Raw genomic sequence first — 22,765 nt, 5'->3', positions numbered from 1 at the left:
ACCAATCTAAGTTTTTTACATCCCTATTTACCGTGTAATTGTCTGTTGTGTTTATTTTTTTTAAACCTATTTGTATTGTTATCTTTACAGCTATAATTTTACGTATGAAAATTCATTTTATAGCCATTGGCGGTAGTGCAATGCACAATTTGGCATTAGCCTTAGAACATAAAGGATACACAATTACAGGTAGTGACGATGTTATTTTTGAACCTTCTAAAAGTAGGTTAGAAGCAAAAGGATTGTTGCCAGAATCTTTTGGTTGGTTTACAGATAAAGTTACTGCAGATTTAGATGCGGTTATTTTGGGTATGCACGCTAAAGAAGATAATCCAGAGCTTTTAAGAGCAAAAGAGCTTGGACTTACTATTTATTCTTATCCAGAGTTTTTATACGAGCAAAGTAAAAATAAAACAAGAGTTGTTATAGGTGGTAGCCACGGAAAAACAACAATTACATCTATGATTTTGCACGTGCTTAATTACCACGGCAGAGAAGTAGATTATATGGTTGGTGCACAATTAGATGGTTTTGATAGAATGGTGCATTTAACAGAAGAAAACGACTTTATTATTTTAGAGGGCGATGAGTATTTGTCTTCTCCTATAGACAGGCGACCAAAGTTTCATTTGTACAAGCCTAATATTGCTTTGTTAAGCGGAATTGCGTGGGACCATATTAACGTTTTTCCAACGTTTGAAAACTATGTGGAGCAATTTAAAATATTTGTAGATAGTATTGTTAAAGGAGGAAGCATAACTTACAATGAAGAAGATGCAGAAGTAGTTAAAGTTGTAGAGGCATCTGAAAACCCAATACGTAAGTTAGGATACTCAACTCCAGAATATACTATTGAAGATGGCGAAACCTTGTTAGAAACCCCAGAAGGTCCTATGCCAATAGAAGTTTTTGGTAAACACAACCTAAGTAATTTAGCAGGTGCAAAATGGATTTGCCAAAACATAGGAATAGACGAAGACGATTTTTACGAGGCAATAGCTACTTTTAAAGGAGCTTCTAAAAGGCTAGAGAAAATTGCAGAGAGTAAAACGTGTGTTGCTTATAAAGATTTTGCGCACTCACCAAGTAAAGTGGCAGCCACTACAAAAGCAGTTAAAGAACAATATGCAAACAGAAAATTAATAGCTTTTTTAGAGCTACATACATACAGTAGTTTTAATCCTGAATTTTTAAAAGAGTACAAAGGTGCTTTAGATGCTGCAGATGTAGCAGTAGTTTTTTATATTCCAGAATCTGTAGCTATAAAAAAATTAGATCCTGTTAGTCCACAACAAATTAAAGATGCTTTTAAAAGAGATGATTTGCAAATTTTAACTAATGCAGCAGCTTTTAAAGACCTTGTAAATAAACAAGATTACAACAACTCTGTTGTTTTGTTTATGAGTTCTGGTAATTATGGTGGTTTAGATTTAAACGATTTTAAAACACTTATAAAACAGTAATTTTTTCTTTTTTAAGTAAATACATCATAAAGTTTAGATATTTTCGTTAAAAGAATATCTAAACTTACTTATGTATATTTCTCCTGTTGACCTTTTAGGACTTTCTCTGGACGAACTTATGAACTTGGATAGCCGAGGAATTATAAGACTAGAAAAGACATTAAAAATACAAAGATTGCGTTCTGGCGCTAATGCCTACAACCCAGAGCAGGTAAGTAGCATAGTAAAACAACTCTCTAGCGAAGAAGAGAAAAAGTCTGTCTACTTTGTAGAAAAACACAGTTATTTAAAACAGTTTATTACCACAGGTAAAGATAGTGGTGAAAAAACATTTATTATAGATGCTGCTTTATTAGCAGATACACCAAATATAAAAGAGTTTCTAGAGCCTTATTTTGAAGCTTATTTTATGAAAATGGTAAAAACGGACTTTACTGCAAAAAAGTACGATACCATTATTAAGGCTATGCAACGTAAGGAGCTTTTTACAGATAATCTTTTATCTACATATTACCGTTATATAAAATCACAAGCAGATATTATTACTGAAAAAATTAAAGTATCGTCTAATGGAGATTTAATGAGTAGGTGCCCAGAGATTGCTTATAAAAGCTATATTTATTTGCTTAATACAGTTTCTTTAGGGGTAATTTCTCAATCTAAAATGGACTATGTAAGTGCTATGATAGATTATTACAATATAACAAAGAATACTTATTCTGAGTTTCCTAAGGTACAAAGAGCTTTTCGTAATTTTAAGTTAATAGAAGTTACTAGTCAAGAAATAAAAGATTTTTATGCGAAAGCAGCAAACCAAGTAGGGAGTCTTCATCAAGGAGGACAAAGCCAGCAAAGGCCTAATAGTAGACAAACAGATAAAAGTTCTGGTTCGTCTTTTTCAGGCTTAAAAGCAATTGGAATTGTTATTGGGATTATGATATTTTTAGTAAGAGTAGGGCGTATATTTACATCGTCTTCATCATCATCAAATTACTCTACATATAGTTCTCCTAATTATAAAATTCCAACTTTAGAGTTTTCTTATGAGGATGATAAGACCGCATTTTACTCAGACTTAATACACAAAGCAGAAAATGATAGTTTAGATATAAATAATAAAATAATTATAAAATCTGGAACTACACCATACACAGCTTCTTTTAAAAGCAATGAAGGACTAAGATCTGGCGACTTTATAAAAGTGGTAAACAAAAGAACTAGACCTTTTATTCTTTTTGAGCATTTTAACGTTATAAATTCAGACTACGCAGCTTATACAAGACCTAACGATTCTTTTAAAATAATGAATAAAAACTATTTAGAAGAATTGGTTTTTTATATGGGTGATGATTTTGTGGGTAGCGAAAGTTTAAAACGAGAAACCTATGGATCTTCTACAAAATTAAGTGCTAGTAAAAAGTACTTTAAAAGTGTAAATGAAAAAGAACTAAGTTTTTTAAAAAACAAATATGTTATAGATAGTTTAGGAGCAGACCCTAATATTGTTGTGTATGATGATGATATTGTTTTTACAGATGTGTTTTACCATTTAGAGTCTCATAAAATTTTACCGCCAGAGGTAGAAGAAGTTGAGGAGGTAGAAGAAACTATAATTATGGATAGTGAGCCACATAGGTATTATGAAGAGCCAAGTGAAAGTGTTTTAAGAGAAAATAAAACGCCATTTTTTGCAAACTTATTTAAAGGAGAAGATGTTAGTACTGTAAAATGGAGGTTAAAGAATTTAAAAACAGGGGCAAACCCTTTTCCTAGAATATTTAAGAGTATTAAAAGTAATTCTATTACCGGTTATGAGGTTGTGGTTAATAATACTAGTGCAGAAGACGTAATCCTTTTTGGTGTAAACACAGAGCTAAGTAGAGATCAGGCTACATATATAAAAAAGAATACTTCTGTAACGTTAAACTTGCATGATGAAGATGATACCTTATATATTTATATGGGATCTTACTTTTATCAGCATAAAGATGTAGATACAAATTCTACTATAAATTCTCCTAACGGATTTTTTAAGAACTCGTCTAAAATAGGTAAAGACTTATCTAAAAAAAGCTTTACCATAACATATTTAGGTGTAAAACCAGAAATAAATATTACCCCTTTAGGAGTAACCTTAGTGGATATTGAGTATGATGAAAATAAGAGTTAATAAAACTATTAAACACTAAAAAAGAACGGCTGAATTTAATTCAGCCGTTCTTTTTTTATAATACAGTTAACTTAATTTTAGCTTAAACCAGTTTTGTCTTGATTGCCAAAAGATGTTTTTGGTTTATCATCTGGTAACATATTAGCAAGCTGGTATACAACTTGTTTTACCACTTTGTATTGTCTGTTTTCTAGAGCCTTATCACCTTCTGCAATTAACATATCTGCCTTGTTCTGGTCTGGATAATGATCTATAGATTTGTAATGAAAAAACGGACCAATAAAGTTAGAGTCATCAGCGGTAAAAAGTGCATTTCTAATAGCATCTAATTCTTTAATTTTAGAACGTATTAAGTATTTATTACCAGAGTTTATAAATGTTTTTTCATTAGTAATTACTTTATTTAATTCTGCGGTGTAATACTCACTATTAGTCTCAGATAAATATTGTTTAACAGCTAAAACAGAAGTTCTGTATTCTTCAATATCATTATCTAGTTCTTTATGCCTAGTAAGTAAATCATACTCTTGTATTAAGCTTCTTTTTTTATTATCAATTTTAAATTTAGCATCGGTAACATCAGTATCAGCTAACAAGGTTAGCTCTATTTGTAACTCTATTAAAGCGTGCTCTATATTTTTAAATTTTTGGAGTAACTCATAGTTTTCTGCATATTCTGGTTTGGCTTTTTCTTGTTCAATTTTGTGGGTAACTACTCTAATTTCGTTCTCCATTTTAGAACTACTAATGTACCTTTCTGTAGGTTTAAAAGTATTGCTAAACTCTTGGTCGCAGCTGGTTAAAAATATGTCTACAGCAATATCTCTAGATTCAGACACAGAAATATTTAGTTCTATATCTGTTCCTTTAATTAAATCTTGCTCTAGCTCTTTGCCAGTAATTTCTATGTAACCAATTGATAAACCTGAACTAGGTAAACCATTACCATCACCTTCTACAATGTTAATTTGCAACTTGTCATCACTATCTTTTAAAATAGTTTTAGATGCCGACTTATACATTGTTTTTTTAAGAGGTAAAACTGTGTTTTTATTAAATATGGCTTCTAATTTAGTTACGTTGTATTGCACATCATCAACTTCTATGCAAATGTCGTTAGGTAATAATTGACCTTGAATGTTATATTTTCCTTGGTTAATGTGTATGTCATCCGTAGAAAAAAGAACTTCTTGTTGGGCGTTGTAAATTTTTAAATTAAAAGAGTTTACTTGCCCTTCTAGTAAATCTACAAATACATTTACACTGTTTTCTAGCGTAACAAGACCAGTGTCATAGCCGCCATCTTTTCTTATAATTCTATAAAAACCTTGTGTTGGTGTATTTAAAGTAAAAGCAATTAATTCTTCAGAGTCTTTAGTGTTTTTCTCAAATATTAATTTAACAAGTGGTTTGTTTTTAAGAGACTCATTAGCTCTATTTTCTGTACTTGTTTTTGTAACATCTTCCTCTTTTAAAGAAGATGGCTTAGAACCTGCATAGTAAGCAGCACCTATGCCAACGGCTGCAGTAGGGTCTACACTGGTATCTATTTCTATAGCTAAGTTTTTTTCTACTTGCTCTCTAACATAGGGTATAAGGGTGCTACCGCCTACCATAATAATTTTTTCTACGTCTGTATTGGCAAGGTTGTTATTGCTTAATATTTTTTTGCAAAAATTAATAGTGTGCTCAACTAAAGGAGCAAGTAAACTATTAAAGTCGGCCCTAGTAACTTCTATGCTGGTGTAAATATCTTTTTCTGCATAATCTATGTCTATTTCTGTAGTTTCAAACCTAGAGAGCTCTTTTTTTGCTTCTTCTGCTCTAAATAAGAGTTCAAAATATAATTTTTGTAGCGGATTGTTAGGCTCTTTAAACTTGTCCAAAAGTTTGGTTTCATTTAAAATAGGTTCTAATTTAGGAACAAGAAGTTTTTCAATTATTAGGTTGTCTATGTCCATACCTCCTAAAAAGTTATCACCTTCATTGTCCAAAACATTCATTTCTCTCTGGTTAATCTCTAACAAGGCAACATCAAAAGTACCACCGCCAAAATCATATATAAGCCATTTTTTTGTATCGCTTAATTCTAAATTGTTTTTATTGGCAAAGGCTAAACTGGCAGCAATAGGTTCTTGCAGTAAATACACTTCTTTAAAACCCGCTTGCTGGCCAGCGGTTTTAGTTGCGTTAGATTGTATGGTGTCAAAAGAAGATGGAATAGTAATAACCGCTTCATGTAACTCTTCTCCTGTATGTATAAAGTTTTTAAGTTCTTTTAATACATAAGCGCTAAGCTCTATAGGAGATACATCTTTGTTAATACTTTTAGCAAAGTAACGGTCTGTAGTACCCATTTTTCTTTTAAAACAGGTAAAAACATTTAAGGGATCTTTCTCTAATAAATCTCTGGCTTTATCTCCAACTAAAATTCTACTACCTCTAAAGGCAACAGCAGATGCAAGGGTTTGTTTTTGACCAATAGGGTTTTTAAAAACCTCTAATAATCCGTTTTCATATTTAGCAATTAAACTATTTGTTGTACCTAAGTCTATTCCAAAATTTACTGTTTTCATACTTACTTATTCTACTATTGCTACCCCTTTTTGTATTATTATTAGTTGGTCATTCTCTTTTTTGTAAATAATAGGTTTTAACACCTTCGTAATTTTAGATTCTGGTCCCAAACTATTCATTAAAGTAGCGTCAATATCGGTTCTAGATTCTGAAAACTTTTCGCCTAACGGATTTTTTATAAAAAAACCTTGTTCTTCAATATCATGAAATAAACGTTTTAGGTTTCTGTTAAACAAAGTAATATTATTTTTTATACTTTTTTGTTCAATCTCGTAAAGCTGATTCAGAATTTCTTTCATTGTAATATTTATTTATAGAAGTAACGTTTTAATACACAAATACGTATGTTGCCAAAGATTATTATCTTTAACAAATGCAAAACCAACCACAATCCTTTTCTATTAAGAATTGGTCTAACGATGATAAACCTAGAGAAAAATTAGCACAAAAAGGAAAATCTGTATTGTCTGATGCGGAACTTATAGCAATATTAATTGGCTCTGGAAGCAGAAATGAAAGTGCTGTAGAACTATCTAAAAGAATATTAGGCTCTGTAAATAATAATTTAAACGACTTAGGAAAGCTATCTATAAATCAGCTAATGCAGTTTAAAGGTATTGGAGAGGCAAAAGCAATTACTATTACCGCAGCTTTAGAAATAGGCAGACGTAGAAGAGAAGAAGGAGAAAAAAAGGTGGAGAAAATAGGAAGTAGTAAAGATGTTTTTAACTTGTTGCAACCTGTGCTAGGAGAATTACCGCATGAAGAATTTTGGATTATTTACCTTAATAACTCCAATAAGGTTATACACCAAGCACAACTAAGTAAAGGTGGTATAACTGGTACTTTAGTAGATGTAAGGTTGGTGTTAAAACAAGCCTTAGAAATAGGTGCAATAGGCTTAATTTTGGCACATAACCACCCGTCTGGAGGCCTAAAACCAAGTACTGCAGATAAGCAAATTACAGAGAAACTAAAAAATGCAGCAGCAGCTTTAGATATGAAAGTTTTAGACCATATTATTATTACTCAAAGAGAATACTTTAGCTTTGCAGATGATAATTTATTGTAAAATAAAAACATACACTATATAAATAGCTAAAATCCAAAATGTTACTAATCTACACACATAAAATAACACCACGTTTCACGTATATAATGAAACACCTTTTTGGTAAAATATTGGGAGTAGAGGTTACATTAACAACTAAAGTAGAAGATTTTATAAAGCACTCTGGAGCTAAAATTACGTACAGTAAGCAACCATTACAAAACGAATTTTTTATACGTAGTAATGATTTGCTGTACCAACAAGGAATAACAGATTTAGAGATTAATATTGGAGATTGGGATGGCACACCTTGTTTTTTTGCTACTGGAGAACGTAGTAACATTCCGTTTGATGTTTTTGCAGCAAGTTTTTACTTAATTTCTAGGTATGAAGAGTATTTGCCACACGTTAAAGATGAGCACGGTAGGTACCCTGTAAAAGATAGTTTAGCATACAAACACAATTTTTTAGAGCAACCTGTAGTAGATATTTGGATGTATAAAGTGCTAGATGCTTTACTAGTACAATTTCCAGATTTAGTCTGTAAAAAAAGAGCTTACCAGTATACATCTATAATAGACGTAACCACATCTCATTGTTATGCCCATAGAGGAATTATGCGTAGCTTGGGAGGTTTGTTTTTAGATGTATTTACCTTAAAATTTAAACGAGTTTTTCAGAGAGTATCTGTATGGTTTAACCCCAAAAAAGATCCTTATAATAATTTTGATTACCTTATAAATTTACACAAAGCAAATACTGTAAAAAGTATGTTCTTTTTTCAGTTTGCAAACTATTCTACTTTTGATAAAAATGTATCTACCACAAACAATAAGTTTAAATACTTAATTAAATCTGTGGCAGATTATAGTGTTGTGTCTTTAGCGGCATCTTACAATTCTTTTTCTAACTTAGAAATTTTAAAAGAAGAAAAACGCAAATTAGCAGCTGTAATTAACAGACCTATAAAATATGTGCGTTTTAGATACAATAGGGTAGAAATACCAGCAACATATAAGGCTTTGGTAGATGCAGATTTTAGAGAAGATTTTACAATGGGTTATACGCATTGTATGGGGTTTAGGGCAGGTACTTGTTCCCCTTTTTCTTTCTATGATATCCATTTAGAGTCTCAGCAGCCAATAAAAATTCATCCGTTTGCTGTGCACAATTATTCACTTATTACGTTAAAAAACGAAAAAGCAATTTTTAAAAAGTTAGATGCTTTGTACCACCAATTGCATAAAGTTAATGGTACGCTGGTTACCATATTTTCTAACGAATTGCTAGGCGGTAAACAGCGTTTTAATTGGATGAATATTTACGAAACAATACTAAAAAAATACAATGTATAAAGAATTAGTAACCGATGTTTTTTTTGATCTAGATCACACACTTTGGGATTTTGAAAAAAACTCTGCACTTACATTTACCAAAATATTAGAAGATAATAAAATTGGTGTTAAAGTTGAAGATTTTTTAACTGCATACGTGCCAATTAATCATCAGTACTGGAAATTGTTTAGAGAAGAAAAAATATCCAAAGCAGATTTGCGTTTTCAACGATTGCAAACCACCTTTAACTCCATAAACTACAAGGCAACAGATGCAGAAATTAATTTACTTGCAGCAGAGTATATTAATCATTTATCATCTTACAACCACTTATTTCCTTATGCTATAGAAATTTTGCAACACTTAAAACCAAACTATAAATTGCACATTATTACAAATGGTTTTCAGGAAGTGCAAAACAAAAAAATAAAAAACGCTAAGTTACACACCTTTTTTGATGTGATAATTGATTCAGAAATGGCAGGTGTAAAAAAACCAGACCCTTATATTTTTGAGCTTGCTTTGCAAAAAGCTAATGCAAAACCAGAACAATCCTTAATGATAGGTGATAGTTTAGAAGCAGATATTTTAGGAGCAAAATCGGTAGGTTTACATGCGCTTCATTTTAATGCTCACCAAGAGCCATTACATAACCATTGCAGCATAATTAACTCTTTAGATGAAATAAAAATGTATTTGTAGAGTTATGTTTTTACCATTGTTACACAAATACTTAAAAATGAAAAGTCCCCACTATTTATTTGCTGTTCTATTTTTGTGTTTATCATTTGTGTCTTGTATAGATGAACAAGACTTTAACCAAACTGATGATATTATTATAGAACCTACTGTAGAAGCCAGTATATTTTACTTTGAAACTACAGAAGATTTAATAAATTCTAACCCTTCATCATTCTATACAAACGATTTTAATTTTGATGCCTTTAAGGAGGATTATATATCAGACCGTGTTATAGAGTGTACTATTACATATCAATTAGAAAATACAACAAGTAAACCTGTTAGTGTGGTTATAGAGCTTATTGATGATGGTGGTAATGTATTAGATACTACAGTTTTAAATATTGGAGCAGAATCTGCTACAACTACAGATTTAGATGTGCTTTATGGTGGTACAGGTAAACCATTAGATATTATAAGAAATACTTCTGCTTTGCGTTTATCTGCTCAAAATTTAGGAGATAATACAAGCGTATCTAGCAATGCCGACCCAAAACTAATTTTTAGATCTAGTGCTAAATTAAAAATTGGTGTAAGATGATAAATAGATATGCAACACTTTTGTTTTTTTTGTGTGCCACATTTGGTTTTTCGCAAAATAAGCAAATAATGTACGACTTTAAAGAGGTGCCACAAGCTATGCTTTTAAATCCGGGTATAGAAACAGGTTTAAATATGTATGTTGGTGTGCCCTTATTGTCTGGTATTTCTTTTCAGGCAGGATCTAGTGGTGCTTCTGTAAACGATTTTTTTGCTAATGATGGTTTAGATATAAACGATAAAATTAGAGAACGTGCATTGTATGGTATGAAACCATCTGATGATTTAAGCGGTACTTACCACTTAGAAATTTTAAACGTTGGATTTAGAAGCAGAAAAAATCCAGATAATTTTTACTCTTTTGGTATTTATAATGAAGGTGATGCTATTGGGTATTGGTTTAAAGATTATGCCATTTTAGGTTTTGAGGGAAATGCAGACAGGTTAAATCAAAGGTTTGATTTGTCTCACTTAAAAACAAGAGGAGAAATGGTAAACGTTTTTCATTTTGGTGTAAATAAGCGTGTAAACAACAGACTTATAGTAGGTGTAAGAGGAAAATTGTACTCTAGTATTTTTTCATTTAAGTCAACAAAAAATAAAGGGTATTTTGTAACAACGCCAGGAGAAAATAACTTGTTAGCTTCTACATTGGTAGCAGATATGCAGCTGCAAACATCTGGTTTAAATAGTATAAAAGATGCTAATGATGACGGTACAGGTGTTGGTAGTGTTTTAACTAAAAGAGGCCTGTTAGGAGGCGATTTAGGAGTGGGTGTAGATTTAGGTTTTACATACCAACTAAACAGAAATACAACAGTAACTGCTAGTATTTTAGATCTAGGATTTATAATGCACTCTACAGATGTTAGAAATTACACTTTAAAAGGGCAAGCAACCGTAGAAGGTGTAGAGGTAATTTTACCTGAAGACTTAATAGGTACAGGTAGAGATTTTTGGCAAGAATTGGTAGATGAGGTAGATGGTTTAATTCCTTATGAAGAGAATCAGGATTCATATATCAGTTTTAGACCAACCAAACTTTACGGTTCCATACGTTATAATTTTGGAGAACAGAATAGAAGTATGCAAGATTGTGACTGTAAAGCTGGTGGTAGTAGAGGTAGTTTAGGTTACCCTAACGCTGTTGGCGGACAATTGTATGTAATTAACAGACCACGTGGACCACAAGTAGCAGTAACAGGATTTTATCAAAGAAATTTTGGAAAAACACTTAGCTTAAAAACTACTTATACAATTGATAAATATTCAGCAACAAATATTGGTTTTGGTGCAAATTTAAATCTAGGCCCTGTAAATTTATATGCAATGGCAGATAATTTAGTTGGTTACAAAAATTTAGCAGCTTCACAATACGCATCTTTTCAGTTAGGAATTAATGTTATATCTTGGCGCTAAATTTAAGTTAGTCCTATGAAACAGTTACTTTTTGGAGCAATTTTTATGTGTTCGTTTTTTTTATCAGCACAAAATTTTAATGAATATAAGTATATAATTGTACCTAAAAAATTCAATGCTTTTAAAGAGGCAGATCAATATAGAACAAGTGCTTTAGTTAAGTTTTTGTTTGATAAAAAAGGATATACTGTTGTTTATGATGATGATTTACCACAGGATTTAAAGTCTAATAGGTGTTTAGGTTTGGTAGTTGATTTAAAAGATGAGTCTAATATGTTTACTACAAAAGCAGGTTTGCTTTTAAAGGACTGTAATTCAGATCAAGTTTTTGCAACTGCAGTAGAAAAAAGCAAAGAAAAAGAATATCAAAAAGCATACAGCCAAGCAATAAGGGAGGCTTTTAAATCTTTTAATACTATAAGTTATAGTTACACTCCTAAAGAAGAAGAAAAACAAAATAACCAAACTTTAGTTGTTAGTTATAAGGATGATATAAAAAAGGTTGAAGAAAAAGCAGTAGCGGTGGCTACGGTTGATAAAAAAGTTATAGCTGCAGCTAAAGCAGAGGAAACAGTGTTAGAAGGTGTTTTGTATGCGCAGCAAATACCAAATGGGTATCAATTGGTAGACAGTACACCAAAAATTGAATACAAAATGTACAAAACTACTGTGCCAAATGTATTTTTAGCTATTAATAATGATATCAACGGAATGATAGTATCTAAAAACGGTAAATGGTTTTTTGAGTATTATCAAGGAGATAAATTACAATCTAAAGAATTAAATATTAAATTTTAATTCTAAAGTTCGTATTTATCTTTCCATCTATTTTTTAAGAATTCTTTAATAGTTCTTTCTCTGTTGTTATTACCAGGAATATAAAAAGATGAACCAGATAATTCATCTGGTAAAAACTCTGCTGCTACAAAGTTATTTTCATAATTGTGAGCATATTGGTAGTCTTTACCGTATCCAATATCTTTCATAAGCTTAGTAGGAGCATTACGTAAAGCAAGCGGTACAGATAAATCTCCAGTTTGTTTAACAACTTGTTGTGCTTTGCCTATAGCGGCATAGCTAGCATTGCTTTTTGCAGACGTAGCTAGGTAAATTGCACATTGACTTAGAATTATTCTTGCCTCTGGGTAGCCAATAGTGCTAACAGCTTGGAAAGTAGTATTTGCCATTACTAAAGCAGTTGGGTTGGCATTGCCTATATCTTCAGATGCAGCAATAAGCATTCTACGAGCAATAAATTTTACATCCTCACCACCTTCAATCATACGTGCCAACCAATATACAGCACCATTTGGGTCACTACCACGAATAGATTTTATAAAAGCAGATACAATATCATAGTGCTGCTCACCTGTTTTGTCGTATAAAACAGTATTTTTTTGCACTTTGCTAAGTACTAATTCATCAGTAATTATAACATCTTCTGTGTTTTCTGAGTTTATGACTAGTTCAAAAATATTTAATAATTTTCTGCCATCTCCACCAGATAGTCTAAGTAGAGCCTCGGTTTCTTTTAGCTCTATGTTTTTCTTTTGTAGCTGAGTGTCTTGTCTTACTGCTCGCTCTAACAAAGCAACTAAATCGTGCTTATCAAAAGGTTTTAAAATATAAACTTGGCATCTACTTAAAAGGGCAGGAATTACCTCAAAACTAGGATTCTCTGTAGTGGCTCCAATTAATGTAACCCAACCTTTCTCTACAGCAGCTAGTAATGAATCTTGCTGGGATTTACTAAACCTATGAATTTCATCAATAAATAAAATAGGATTTTTTGTAGTGAATAAACCACCGCCTTTTTTTGCTTTTTCTATAACCTCTCTAACATCTTTAACTCCGCTGCTAATAGCACTTAAAGTATAAAATGGCCTATCTATTTCATTAGCAATAATATTGGCTAATGTTGTTTTACCAGTACCAGGAGGTCCCCAAAGAATTAAAGAAGGTAAAATACCTCTTTTAATTTGGTGCGTTAGTGTGCCATTATCTCCAACTAAATGGGTCTGACTCACATATTCAGATAATGTTTTAGGTCTTACTCTTTCTGCTAAAGGCTCATTCATACCACAAAAATAAAAAGAATCTAAATGACAATTTAGCAGATTTATATTTTTTGGCTAAATCATTGCGTTATTGTAGTAAATTAGTGTTAATGACAGACAATAATTACTTTAAATTTTCTAATTCAGTGCTATTAGTGCCAATAATAGCTGTATTAAGTATTTGGACAGTCTATTGGGTAGAGCTACAGTTTAAAATAAATTTTAACAATTTTGGAGTGTATCCAAGAACGTTAAGCGGGCTTAAAGGTATATTGTTTAGTCCGTTTATACACGGCTCATTAAAACATCTATATAGCAATACTTTACCGTTAGTAGTGTTAAGTGCTGCATTGGTTTATTTTTACAAGCCAGTTGCGTTTAAAGTTCTTTTTTATGGCACGCTATTGTCTGGTTTAATTACCTGGTTAATTGGTAGACCATCTTACCATATTGGTGCAAGTGGAGTTATTTATTTACTTGCTAGTTTTATATTTTTTAAAGGTGTTTTTGCTAAGCATTACAGACTAATTGCACTTTCTTTATTTGTAGTATTTGTATATGGTAGTATGCTATGGTATATACTCCCTATAAAAGAAGGTATTTCATGGGAAGGTCATTTAGGCGGATTTATTACGGGATTATTTTTTGCATACTTTTTAAAAGCAGATATTCCTAAACCCCAAAAGTATGCTTGGGAAGAGGATAACTACAATGAAGAAGCAGACGAATTTCTACGTCATTTTGATGAGAATGGTAATTTTGTAGAATTTAAACCAGATGAAGATCCAGAATTAGATACAACAAGTTCAAGTCCAATCAATATTACGTATCACTTTAAAAAGAAAACAGAAGAGTAGTAGGAGTATTTTAGCCTAAACGTTGTCTTACGGCTTCGTATAAAAACACACCACAAGCAACAGAAACATTTAAAGATTCTATTTCTCCTAATAAAGGTAATTTGGCAGTATGGTCTGCGGCTTTTAATATTGATGGAGATATACCTACATCTTCAGAACCCATAATTATTGCAGAAGCTTCTTTAAAAGAAACATCGTAAATTGTATTTTCTGTTTTTTCTGATGCAGCAATAATTTTAACTCCAGAAGCTTGTAGATAATGTACAGCGTCTTTAATATGGTTAACTTTTGCAATTGGCACTTTAAAAGCAGCACCGGCAGAAGTTTTTATGGTATCTGCAGTTACAGGAGCAGCACCTTTTTTCTGAATAATAATACCATCTACACCAGTACATTCTGCAGTTCTTATGATTGCACCAAAGTTACGTACATCAGACAGTTGGTCTAGCAGTAAAAAAAGAGGGTTTTCTTTTTTTTCAATTACAGCTTCTACTAATTCTTCAAAATTATGAAACGTAATAGGAGATATGTTAGCAACTACACCTTGGTGGTTATTTCTTGTTAGTCTGTTTAGTTTTTCAACAGGTACATAAGAAATACTAATTCCTTTTTTTCTGGCTAAATTTTCAAGTTCTCTAAAAAGATCTCCTTTTAATCCTTTTTGAACAAAAATTTTATCTAGAGCTTCATTAGCATTTATAGCTTCTATAATTGCTCTAATACCATAAATTTGGGTAGTTTTTTCCATTTGGCAAAGGTATAAAAAAGGAAAATTAAAAATGCGAGCAAATGTTTTTTATTTTTATTGATATTAGAAATGAAATAATCTTATTCAAGTATTTAAAAAAACGAATTGTTATGTTCACATAAAAAAAAGTGAGACTATCTAGGATAATCTCACTTTTAATTAATTTAAAAATTAAAGTTTACTTTATTTCTCCTTCTCCAAACTCAATATTTATGTCTGTTAAAGTAGTTCCACCATTTGTGGTGATAATGTCTCCAATTTTAATCATACCATACTCTGTAATACTGTCTCCATCTTCATTAAGTCTTGTAACTTTATAGATGTATAAATCACCTTGAGCAGTAGAGCTAAATTCGGTTTCTTTTGCGCCTGCTTCGTATAGTCTTTTAGCTACTAATAAATCTTTTTCTGAAAAAAGTTTTTCTACGGTGTTGTAATACTCGCTTTCTCCAGATAAATCACCAACTTTTACAAAATCAATATCAGTACTACCTGCTTTTTCAAAACCAGATGGACTTTTAAATTTAATTTCTGCTAATTCTGTCTCAGAATCAGTGTATGATGTTGCTGTATCTAAATTAAGTTTATTCTTAGTAATATCTGAGCTTAATACAACGGCATTACTATTTTCAAAAGTTTGGCTAATTATTGGCATACTTGTAATGATAGTATCTTTTAACGAACCACTGGTAGCTATAAATCTATAATAGAGAGTGTCTTTTACTGCTAAATTATATCCATAAGAAGCATCTGTAAAGTTTGAAAAAATAATTTCTTCGCCATCAACATTTAATGCAGCACCAAGTGGCTCAGTAGAAGCATACGTTCCTTCACTGCCTTTTTTCCATTCTAAAGAAATGTTATCTATTATAGCAGATTTTGTAGAAGCACTAAATGATAGAGTATCTTCTACAGTTGTATTATAGGTAATAGCATCTAATTCCTTATCAAAAGCCAAAGCCTTTGTAATGTTAATATTAAAACTTTTAGTATAAGGCTTTTCATTAGAAAGAGTTGTAATAGTGTTTATGTCTATTCCGTCTTCTTCTTGACCAATTAAAGTTCCTAATAGAGAAGAATTAAATGTTGCTGTATTTCCAGAAATAGAAGCATCTACGTTATCGTCTCCTTTTATTACTTGTATACTAGAAACAGAAACGCCATCTGCTGTAATAATAGAAATTTCCATTGTATTATTAACATCAAGGTTACTTATGCTATTTGTATTTAGAATAATATTAGCACCTAAGTCATAGTTTGTAATTTCACTATCATCTTCGTTGCATGAAAACAAAACGAATATGGGTAAAATAAAAAGTATTTTAAATTTTTTCATAATTTATATTTTATAAATGTTTTTATTTAGTTCTTATCCCAGAATAGTTTAGTTTCTAACTCATCACCACCAATACTTGTAATAGCAGCTTTTAGGTTTACTTCATTTAATGTAAGTTCTACATCAGGATACGTCATTCTAAAAGGAGGAAGATCATTTGTAGTTTTAGCATCTTCAGGAGCAACTAAAACTGGGTAATCTAATCTTCTCCATTCTGTCCATGATTCAAAACCTCTATTATATAATGCTAACCATTTCTGGGTACCTATTTTTTGCTTATAATCACCTGCGGCAGACGTATAAGAAACATTAGTTTCACCTAAATAAGTTATAGCTTCAGCATCTGTTCCTCCCCAGTATTTTATTGATGCAGTAACAGCATTGTTGTAGTGTGTTTCTGCATCACCTGCAATAAAACCTCTTTCTACAGCTTCTGCTAGTAAAAATTCTACTTCATAATATGTCATCAATGGAGCTTCAAGAGTAGGGTCTTTACCTATCTTGTCAGACACGTGAGAGTAAACTCCAAATGTATTTAATTCACCAGGAATACCTCCTTTGTACTCATTTTTGTATAGAGTAAAATAATCATCTCTACGAGGGTCATTCACAGAGTTCATCATATTAACAATTGTGTTTGTAGGAACATAATCATCACGACCAGATAATACCAATGCAGCATATACTGGGTTTGTATATGGAGCTGCACTTTCAAAGGCTATTTTCATATCATCACTAGAAGATGTGAATACACCACTATCTACAGCTTGACTTACAACTGTTTCAGATTTGGCTGGGTCAGAGTCTGCAATTAACATTCCCATTTGTAATTTTAATGAATTTGCAAATTTCTTCCATTGTTCTGTATCACCATGATAAACTATATCTTCTGAAGCAGAAAAACCTACTTCGTCAGTTATTATTTTAGAAATAACATTTTCGTCTAACCTGTTTAATAAATCAGCAAATATTACATCTTGTTTATCAAAAACAGGATTTAAAGCTTCAATATCTAGAGCTTCAGTATATGGAATATCACCAAATGATGTAACAAGAACGTAATATGTATATATTTCATAAAGTTCTATTATAGCAGTTTTATTTGTTTTGATATCTTCTGAACCAGAAACTAAGCTTTTAGATTCTTTCAAGTTTTTTAGTACATCACGGTATAATGTTTCCCAGTGGTGTTCATCTATATTTCTTGTTTTTAAATCGTAGTTTGCTTCATCTGTATATGTTGTTTCTGTCCAGTTTTGAACAATAAGCCTAAAGATATTCTCATTCACACTTGTTTCAGTCATTTGATTAAATAACTTGTACTGTGCGCTTGTAAAAAGAGATGCATCAGTAGTTTGTGCAAAATCTTTTTTATTTACGTTAAGTTCTTCCAAATCATTAGTACAAGAAAATGTAACTAACGCAAGTAGAACTATTATTATATTTTTTTTCATTTTTCTATGTATTAAAATTGAAGTTTAAGGTTAAGGGCAACGTTCTTCGTTGTTGGTAAAGACCCTGAAGAAATCCCTTGAATATTGCCAGAACCAAAACCAGTTTCAGGATCTGCTCCAGGTATATTTTTATGTATAATCCATAAGTTAGAACCAACAAGTGTTAAAGATAAATTATCTAAGTTTAACTTTGAAACAACATCTTTAGCAAAATTATAAGATAAACTAACTTCACGAAGCTTTACAAAAGACGCATCATATACAAACTCACTTAAAGGAAGTGCTTGGTAACCTGTGTTTCCAAAACCACTAGCATCCAATCTTTTTGTATTTGGTGTACCATCAGCTAAAACTCCTTTGTATATAAAACCTCCTCCGTTAGCTAAAGTATTTCTTACTGGGTTGCCTAAGTCATTAATATATGAAGTACTACCTAAAACACCTGTAGCTTGTCCATATCGTTGATCTAATGAGTACATATCTCCTCCACTTCTAATATCAACAAATACACTTAAAGCTAGGTTTTTATATGTAAATGTATTTCTAACACCAGCTAACCAATCTGGGTTACCGTTACCAATAATTTGATCAGCATCACTCCAAACAGGTTTACCGTCAGCTCCAATTATTCTTTGCCCATTAGCATTGTATGTGTAATCTGTACCTTTTAAAGCACCGTATGCTTCACCTGGCTTAGCTACAACCTGAACACCAAAAGAACCAATTAATAACTCGTCTAATCCTTCCGCCAAAGAAATTACTTCACTTTCATTTTTAGACCAGTTTACATTTAGTTTCCATTTAAAATCATTACTAATGTCAAATTCAGAAAATGCAGAAAACTCTATACCTTTGTTTTCTAATTCTCCTGCGTTGATTACTTTACTTGTATAACCTGTTGTTTCACTTACTGATACAGGTACAATTTGATCTGTTGTATTTGTTTTGTAGTAAGCTATATCAAAACCAAGGTTTGCTTTTTCTAAAAACCTCATTTCAAGACCTAATTCATAAGAAGTAGATATCTCTGGTTTTAAAGTTGGGTTTTTCTTAGAGTTACTAACTGCAGCAGCTGCATTTCCTTGAAAAGACGTTAAACTTGTATAGGTATCATTAATTTGATCAAAACCAGTATCATTACCAATCTGTGCCCAGTTGGCTCTTAATTTTGCAAATTTTATAAAAGGAACATTTAAGTTTTTAGAAAATAAATATGATCCAGATACAGCAGGATAGTAATAAGAATTATCTGAAGCAGGTAAAGTTGATGATTTATCTCTACGTAATGTACCTTCTAAAAATAAAAAGTCTTTGTAGCCAAAAGTTGCACCAGCAAAAAAGCTCTGTACTTCAATTGTTTCGTCTCTCTCTTTAGGGTTTGGTAATGCATCTGTAGTATTTTGTAGTGAATATACTCCTGGTACTTTTAAACCACCATTAGTTGCAGCAGTAATCATATTTAGAGTTGAATTTCTAACATTTCCTCCAATAAAAGAGCTAAAACTTAAATTTTCTGTAATGTCTTTAGAATAGTTAATTAATAAATCCAAGTTAGTTTCTCTTGAGTTTATATTTCTCCTAAGGTATCCAGATTGCTGGTCACTTCTGTTGTAACTACCATCAGGTCCTTCATTAATGCCAAAAGCAGTTGGTACAGAGCCTACAGCCCTTCTTTCTTCTTGTATTTCACTGTATTGATCTACTGCAGCTTTTCCTGTTAAAGATAGGTTTTCTGCTATTTGATACTTTAATTGTGCGTATCCAGTAAACCTATTTCTACCATCATTTTGGTAGTTTTCATAGCGTGTCCAGTAAGGATTATCCCAATAAGCAGGAGTTAAATCTGTTGGAGATTTAGGGTTCCAAGTAATGTTGTCTCCTGTTTGGAAATAAGCATCTTTTTGTCTTTTAAAATCTACATTGTTTTGTCCCCATTGACGCATAAAACCTACAATGTTATCATTGTAACCAGTGGAGTTTCTACCAACTGTTTTAGAGTTTATATAGGTTACAAAGCCAGTAGCTTCTAATTTATCTGTTAATTTAGCTGTAGTGGCTAAAGAAAAAGTATTTTTCTTTTGAGAGCTATTTGGTAATATTCCTTTAGCGTCAAAATTAGAATATGAAAGTCTAAAAGATCCATCATTATCAAACCTCTTTGCTACAGATACAGAATTTGTAAATGTAGTTGGTGTATTAAAAAATGTTAATGGACCATTTTTGGCAGCTTCCCAAGGTCTTGCTACACCATATGTATCTGTTAATTGTGGATATAAAGCATCCCACTGTAACAACATTAAGTTAGAGTCAAACGCTGGACCAAATGATGCATCATCATTATAGTTAGCATAACTATCTATAGTACCGTCACCATTAAAATCTGATGGCGCAAAGTTAAAATCATTTCCTCCATAACCAGCACCATACCCTTGTTGAAATTTAGGGAAAGTACTTTTATCTATACTTCCTATACTAGCATTTGAAGATAAAGTAATTGTATAATCTTTGGTATTTGCTCTTGTTCCTTTTTTAGTTGTAATAACTATAACACCGTTTGATGCTCTTGAACCGTATAGGGCAGTTGCCGCTGCACCTTTTAGTACGTTCATAGACTCAATGTCATCAGGATTTATATCAGAGATTGGATTTCCGTAATCGTAACCAGTTGCACCTTGTGATTGAGTTCCTGTATTAGTGTTTCTGTTAGAAACAGGAACACCATCAATAACAAATAGTGCTTGGTTACTTCCCGTTAAAGAAGTCTGACCCCTAATGACAACGTTAGTAGAACCTCCTAAGTTGTTTGTTCTCTGTACAGATAAACCTGCTACTTTTCCTGAAAGTTGGTTAAGCACATTAGACTCTTTTATTGTTGAAATTTCTTCAGCAGACACCTTTTGAGTGGCATAGCCAAGAGATTTTTTACTTCTTTTGATACCTAGAGCTGTAACAACAACTTCTTCTAGAGCTTCAGAATCTTCTTGCATTTGAACGTTAATAGTACTTACTTCTGTAACTGTTTTGGATACAGGTTTTTGTCCTAAGTAAGTAAATAAAAGGATTTGACCATTAGATGCTGAAATTGAGTACTTTCCATCAAAATCTGTTTGAGTCCCTGTAGTTGTACCTTCTACAAGGATGTTTACTCCTGGTAATGGCACACCTTCTTGGTCTGTAACGGTACCAGAAACCGTTTTTTGTTGTGCAAATGTTAAGTGCACAATAAACGCCAATAGTAGCGTTAAGATTCCTCTTTGTTTTGTTTTCATTTTTGAAATATTTGAATTAGTCGATTCAAAAATCAAAAATATTTGTTAATAAGCAAACTAATTTTAAGTTTATCTTTCTAAATAAGTAGTAAAATACAACATAGTTAATAAGTAATAGTTTAAAAATTAACATTTGTTATTTAGAAATGATTTACTGTTTGTTTTATTATTGTCTTTGGTTAATTTTCAGTTCACTATTGAAATACGAAATACTTAAATTGTTAATTGTTTTATTGTGTAATTTTTAGGTTTTGTTTTTTTTGCTAAAAAGAAATGCCTTTGAATTTCTTCAAAGGCATTTAGGTACTAATCAAAAATATTAATCTATCTTAATATTTATATTTTAAATGTCAATAGATTAAATAAGTATTTGTTTTTATTAATTTTTAAAAGCCCACAGATCATTATCTAATAGGTGTCCTCCTTGGTTACTAATGGCAGCTTCATAAGCGGCTGTATTAGATAGTCTTTCTGAATCAGGATATAGAAATCTTCTAGGTATAACTCCGCTAGGATTACTTCCGTTAGCACCTTCTGTATTTGCTGTAAGTTCAGGGAAACCAGTTCTTCTGTAGTCGTTCCATATTTCAATAGGAGCAGAACCAAACATAGCTTTGTACTTTTCAACTATAATAGTCTCTAAATCAGTTTCGGTAACTGTTGCTAAATAAGTGTCAATATCTCCTGCTGGTATACCTATAAATTCCATATTAGCACGTATAGCATCTTGCATAGCATTTGTTGGATCGCCACCTGTTCTCTGTATTGCCTCTGCTTCAATAAATTTAAGTTCAGAAAATGAGATTAACGGACTTGGTGATCCAAATTGAGCCCAGAACAAATCTGTATTTCCATTCTCAAAATACAATTGATCTCCATCCACATTTGCTACCATATATTTGGCTTTTCTAGGATCTCCATTCATTAAATTATCAAAAAATGGGTCAATGATTAATGTGTTAGGTCTTTGAATACCAAAATTAGCTAAAGGATTACCGCCATTAGTAGTATTTTCAAATTCAAAAATAGGAGAGTCATCATTACTGCTAAATGCTAATGCTATTTCAGAAAGAGCTTTGTTAGATGCATTTGCGTCTCTCTTTGTTAATTGCATATAAAACCTTGCCTTTAATGCGTGTGCTACGGCTATCCAGTCACTAGATCCAACAAGGTCTCCTAGAGGCCCCTGTGGGTCTACTTGTCCAAAATCAGCAATAGCTTCATCTAGTAAATTGTGTATGGTTGTATACACTTGTTCTTGAGAATCATAAGAAGGAGCTAAGTTTTCAGAGCCTAAAAAAGCTTCTGAGTAAGGCACATCTCCAAAGCAGTTTGTTGCAATTCCTAAATTTACAGCCATATATATTTTAGCTAAGCCTCTAGTATGAATATTTTCTCCTGAAGCATTAGCTCTTTCTATCATATCGGCACAATCTCTCATAGATCCTGTGTATAAACCGAATTCCCAAAAATTTGCTAATGTGCCTTCTGGAATTGCATACTGAGTAAATGCTACTTGTTGTGCATCAAAACCAACATATTGCTGAGTTATAATAGCTGATAATCTACCTGCTGAGGCAACTAAATTTTTATGTGTTTGTGTTTGCATAGAAGGTGTAATTGCAACTAGACTTACGTTTTCACCTCCTGGCCTTCCTGGATCTAAATTAGTATCTCCAAATTCATCACATGATGCAAGTGTTATACTTGCAAATACAGGGATTATTAATTTTAAATATTTTTTCATT

Annotated in this window: 17 protein-coding genes; 9 read left to right on the top strand and 8 right to left on the bottom strand. The window is 31.8% G+C overall.

All coding sequences use genetic code 11. The annotated features are described in order from the left end of the window. Nucleotides 1-104 precede the first annotated feature (104 nt). Together Q4487_RS05760 and Q4487_RS05755 are read left to right on the top strand one after the other, a co-directional pair. Nucleotides 105-1,463 carry a UDP-N-acetylmuramate--L-alanine ligase gene (locus Q4487_RS05760; RefSeq protein ID WP_303540955.1) on the top strand — a complete coding sequence of 453 codons (1,359 nt, stop codon included), beginning with the start codon at nt 105-107 and terminating at the stop codon, nt 1,461-1,463. Between the two features lie 70 nt (nt 1,464-1,533). Further along, the gene (locus tag Q4487_RS05755; RefSeq protein WP_303540957.1) at nt 1,534-3,633 is read left to right on the top strand and encodes a hypothetical protein; all 2,100 of its coding nucleotides are present in this window, start codon (nt 1,534-1,536) and stop codon (nt 3,631-3,633) included. A 77-nt stretch (nt 3,634-3,710) separates the two neighbouring features. Here the strand turns inward: Q4487_RS05755 and Q4487_RS05750 are convergent, their stop codons facing one another. Both Q4487_RS05750 and Q4487_RS05745 read right to left on the bottom strand, forming a co-directional pair. Next, nucleotides 3,711-6,209 carry an Hsp70 family protein gene (locus Q4487_RS05750; RefSeq protein WP_303540959.1) on the bottom strand — a complete coding sequence of 833 codons (2,499 nt, stop codon included), beginning with the start codon at nt 6,207-6,209 and terminating at the stop codon, nt 3,711-3,713. A 6-nt stretch (nt 6,210-6,215) separates the two neighbouring features. Continuing rightward, on the bottom strand, nt 6,216-6,509 hold the full coding sequence (locus tag Q4487_RS05745) for a hypothetical protein (protein WP_013621691.1): 294 nt from the start codon (nt 6,507-6,509) through the stop codon (nt 6,216-6,218). A 74-nt stretch (nt 6,510-6,583) separates the two neighbouring features. Here Q4487_RS05745 and radC point away from each other — a divergent pair, with 74 nt between their 5' ends. The 6 genes from radC (at nt 6,584) to Q4487_RS05715 (ending at nt 12,094) form a co-directional block, all read left to right on the top strand. Further along, nucleotides 6,584-7,282, top strand: coding sequence for a DNA repair protein RadC (gene radC / locus Q4487_RS05740; protein ID WP_034642813.1), 699 nt, complete (start codon nt 6,584-6,586; stop codon nt 7,280-7,282). Between the two features lie 38 nt (nt 7,283-7,320). Further along, nucleotides 7,321-8,616: a polysaccharide deacetylase family protein gene (locus Q4487_RS05735; RefSeq protein WP_303540962.1), complete on the top strand. Its 1,296-nt coding sequence runs from the start codon at nt 7,321-7,323 to the stop codon at nt 8,614-8,616. Beyond that, nucleotides 8,609-9,298: a YjjG family noncanonical pyrimidine nucleotidase gene (locus Q4487_RS05730; protein ID WP_013621694.1), complete on the top strand. Its 690-nt coding sequence runs from the start codon at nt 8,609-8,611 to the stop codon at nt 9,296-9,298. Before Q4487_RS05735 ends, Q4487_RS05730 begins: the two co-directional genes overlap by 8 nt. Nucleotides 9,299-9,335: 37 nt before the next feature. After that, on the top strand, nt 9,336-9,878 hold the full coding sequence (locus Q4487_RS05725; protein WP_148228899.1) for a hypothetical protein: 543 nt from the start codon (nt 9,336-9,338) through the stop codon (nt 9,876-9,878). Between the two features lie 68 nt (nt 9,879-9,946). Further along, entirely contained in the window at nt 9,947-11,296 is a 1,350-nt protein-coding gene (locus tag Q4487_RS05720) for a DUF5723 family protein (RefSeq protein WP_336622659.1), read from the top strand. A gap of 15 nt (nt 11,297-11,311) precedes the next feature. Beyond that, entirely contained in the window at nt 11,312-12,094 is a 783-nt protein-coding gene (locus tag Q4487_RS05715) for a hypothetical protein (RefSeq protein WP_303540967.1), read from the top strand. Nucleotides 12,095-12,096: 2 nt separating this feature from the next. Here Q4487_RS05715 and Q4487_RS05710 read toward each other — a convergent pair whose 3' ends face one another. After that, a complete protein-coding gene (locus Q4487_RS05710; protein WP_100896737.1) occupies nt 12,097-13,374 on the bottom strand; it encodes a replication-associated recombination protein A in 1,278 nt (425 codons plus the stop codon). Between the two features lie 89 nt (nt 13,375-13,463). Between Q4487_RS05710 and Q4487_RS05705 the strand changes: the two genes are divergently transcribed. Beyond that, entirely contained in the window at nt 13,464-14,210 is a 747-nt protein-coding gene (locus Q4487_RS05705) for a rhomboid family intramembrane serine protease (protein WP_303540970.1), read from the top strand. 10 nt (nt 14,211-14,220) lie between these two features. On the opposite strand, the gene rlmB is transcribed toward Q4487_RS05705, so the two are convergent. From rlmB to Q4487_RS05680, 5 genes are all read right to left on the bottom strand, one after another. Beyond that, complete coding sequence (gene rlmB, locus Q4487_RS05700) at nt 14,221-14,958, bottom strand: 23S rRNA (guanosine(2251)-2'-O)-methyltransferase RlmB (RefSeq protein WP_303540972.1); 738 nt, start codon at nt 14,956-14,958, stop codon at nt 14,221-14,223. A 178-nt stretch (nt 14,959-15,136) separates the two neighbouring features. Beyond that, nucleotides 15,137-16,294, bottom strand: coding sequence for a hypothetical protein (locus Q4487_RS05695; protein ID WP_303540974.1), 1,158 nt, complete (start codon nt 16,292-16,294; stop codon nt 15,137-15,139). A gap of 26 nt (nt 16,295-16,320) precedes the next feature. Continuing rightward, nucleotides 16,321-17,748: a SusD/RagB family nutrient-binding outer membrane lipoprotein gene (locus tag Q4487_RS05690; RefSeq protein ID WP_303540976.1), complete on the bottom strand. Its 1,428-nt coding sequence runs from the start codon at nt 17,746-17,748 to the stop codon at nt 16,321-16,323. Nucleotides 17,749-17,759: 11 nt separating this feature from the next. After that, entirely contained in the window at nt 17,760-21,017 is a 3,258-nt protein-coding gene (locus Q4487_RS05685) for a SusC/RagA family TonB-linked outer membrane protein (RefSeq protein ID WP_303540978.1), read from the bottom strand. A gap of 379 nt (nt 21,018-21,396) precedes the next feature. Then, nucleotides 21,397-22,764: a SusD/RagB family nutrient-binding outer membrane lipoprotein gene (locus tag Q4487_RS05680; RefSeq protein ID WP_303540980.1), complete on the bottom strand. Its 1,368-nt coding sequence runs from the start codon at nt 22,762-22,764 to the stop codon at nt 21,397-21,399. Between the last annotated feature and the right edge of the window lies 1 nt (nt 22,765).

The sequence above is a fragment of the Cellulophaga sp. 3_MG-2023 genome (genome assembly GCF_030546975.1).
Lineage (GTDB): Bacteria > Bacteroidota > Bacteroidia > Flavobacteriales > Flavobacteriaceae > Cellulophaga.
The sequence above is the reverse complement of the archived record's forward strand: the minus strand, read 5'-3'. Positions and strand labels throughout refer to the sequence as shown.

What these genes read in the sequence shown, in the direction of transcription:
- Q4487_RS05685 (WP_303540978.1), bottom strand. Translation starts at nt 21,017, where the DNA reads ATGAAAACAAAACAAAGAGGAATCTTAACGCTACTATTGGCGTTTATT.
- Q4487_RS05710 (WP_100896737.1), bottom strand. Translation starts at nt 13,374, where the DNA reads ATGAATGAGCCTTTAGCAGAAAGAGTAAGACCTAAAACATTATCTGAA.
- Q4487_RS05695 (WP_303540974.1), bottom strand. Translation starts at nt 16,294, where the DNA reads ATGAAAAAATTTAAAATACTTTTTATTTTACCCATATTCGTTTTGTTT.
- Q4487_RS05750 (WP_303540959.1), bottom strand. Translation starts at nt 6,209, where the DNA reads ATGAAAACAGTAAATTTTGGAATAGACTTAGGTACAACAAATAGTTTA.
- Q4487_RS05680 (WP_303540980.1), bottom strand. Translation starts at nt 22,764, where the DNA reads ATGAAAAAATATTTAAAATTAATAATCCCTGTATTTGCAAGTATAACA.
- Q4487_RS05735 (WP_303540962.1), top strand. Translation starts at nt 7,321, where the DNA reads ATGTTACTAATCTACACACATAAAATAACACCACGTTTCACGTATATA.
- radC (WP_034642813.1), top strand. Translation starts at nt 6,584, where the DNA reads ATGCAAAACCAACCACAATCCTTTTCTATTAAGAATTGGTCTAACGAT.
- Q4487_RS05705 (WP_303540970.1), top strand. Translation starts at nt 13,464, where the DNA reads ATGACAGACAATAATTACTTTAAATTTTCTAATTCAGTGCTATTAGTG.
- rlmB (WP_303540972.1), bottom strand. Translation starts at nt 14,958, where the DNA reads ATGGAAAAAACTACCCAAATTTATGGTATTAGAGCAATTATAGAAGCT.
- Q4487_RS05745 (WP_013621691.1), bottom strand. Translation starts at nt 6,509, where the DNA reads ATGAAAGAAATTCTGAATCAGCTTTACGAGATTGAACAAAAAAGTATA.
- Q4487_RS05730 (WP_013621694.1), top strand. Translation starts at nt 8,609, where the DNA reads ATGTATAAAGAATTAGTAACCGATGTTTTTTTTGATCTAGATCACACA.
- Q4487_RS05720 (WP_336622659.1), top strand. Translation starts at nt 9,947, where the DNA reads ATGTACGACTTTAAAGAGGTGCCACAAGCTATGCTTTTAAATCCGGGT.
- Q4487_RS05690 (WP_303540976.1), bottom strand. Translation starts at nt 17,748, where the DNA reads ATGAAAAAAAATATAATAATAGTTCTACTTGCGTTAGTTACATTTTCT.
- Q4487_RS05725 (WP_148228899.1), top strand. Translation starts at nt 9,336, where the DNA reads ATGAAAAGTCCCCACTATTTATTTGCTGTTCTATTTTTGTGTTTATCA.
- Q4487_RS05755 (WP_303540957.1), top strand. Translation starts at nt 1,534, where the DNA reads ATGTATATTTCTCCTGTTGACCTTTTAGGACTTTCTCTGGACGAACTT.
- Q4487_RS05760 (WP_303540955.1), top strand. Translation starts at nt 105, where the DNA reads ATGAAAATTCATTTTATAGCCATTGGCGGTAGTGCAATGCACAATTTG.
- Q4487_RS05715 (WP_303540967.1), top strand. Translation starts at nt 11,312, where the DNA reads ATGAAACAGTTACTTTTTGGAGCAATTTTTATGTGTTCGTTTTTTTTA.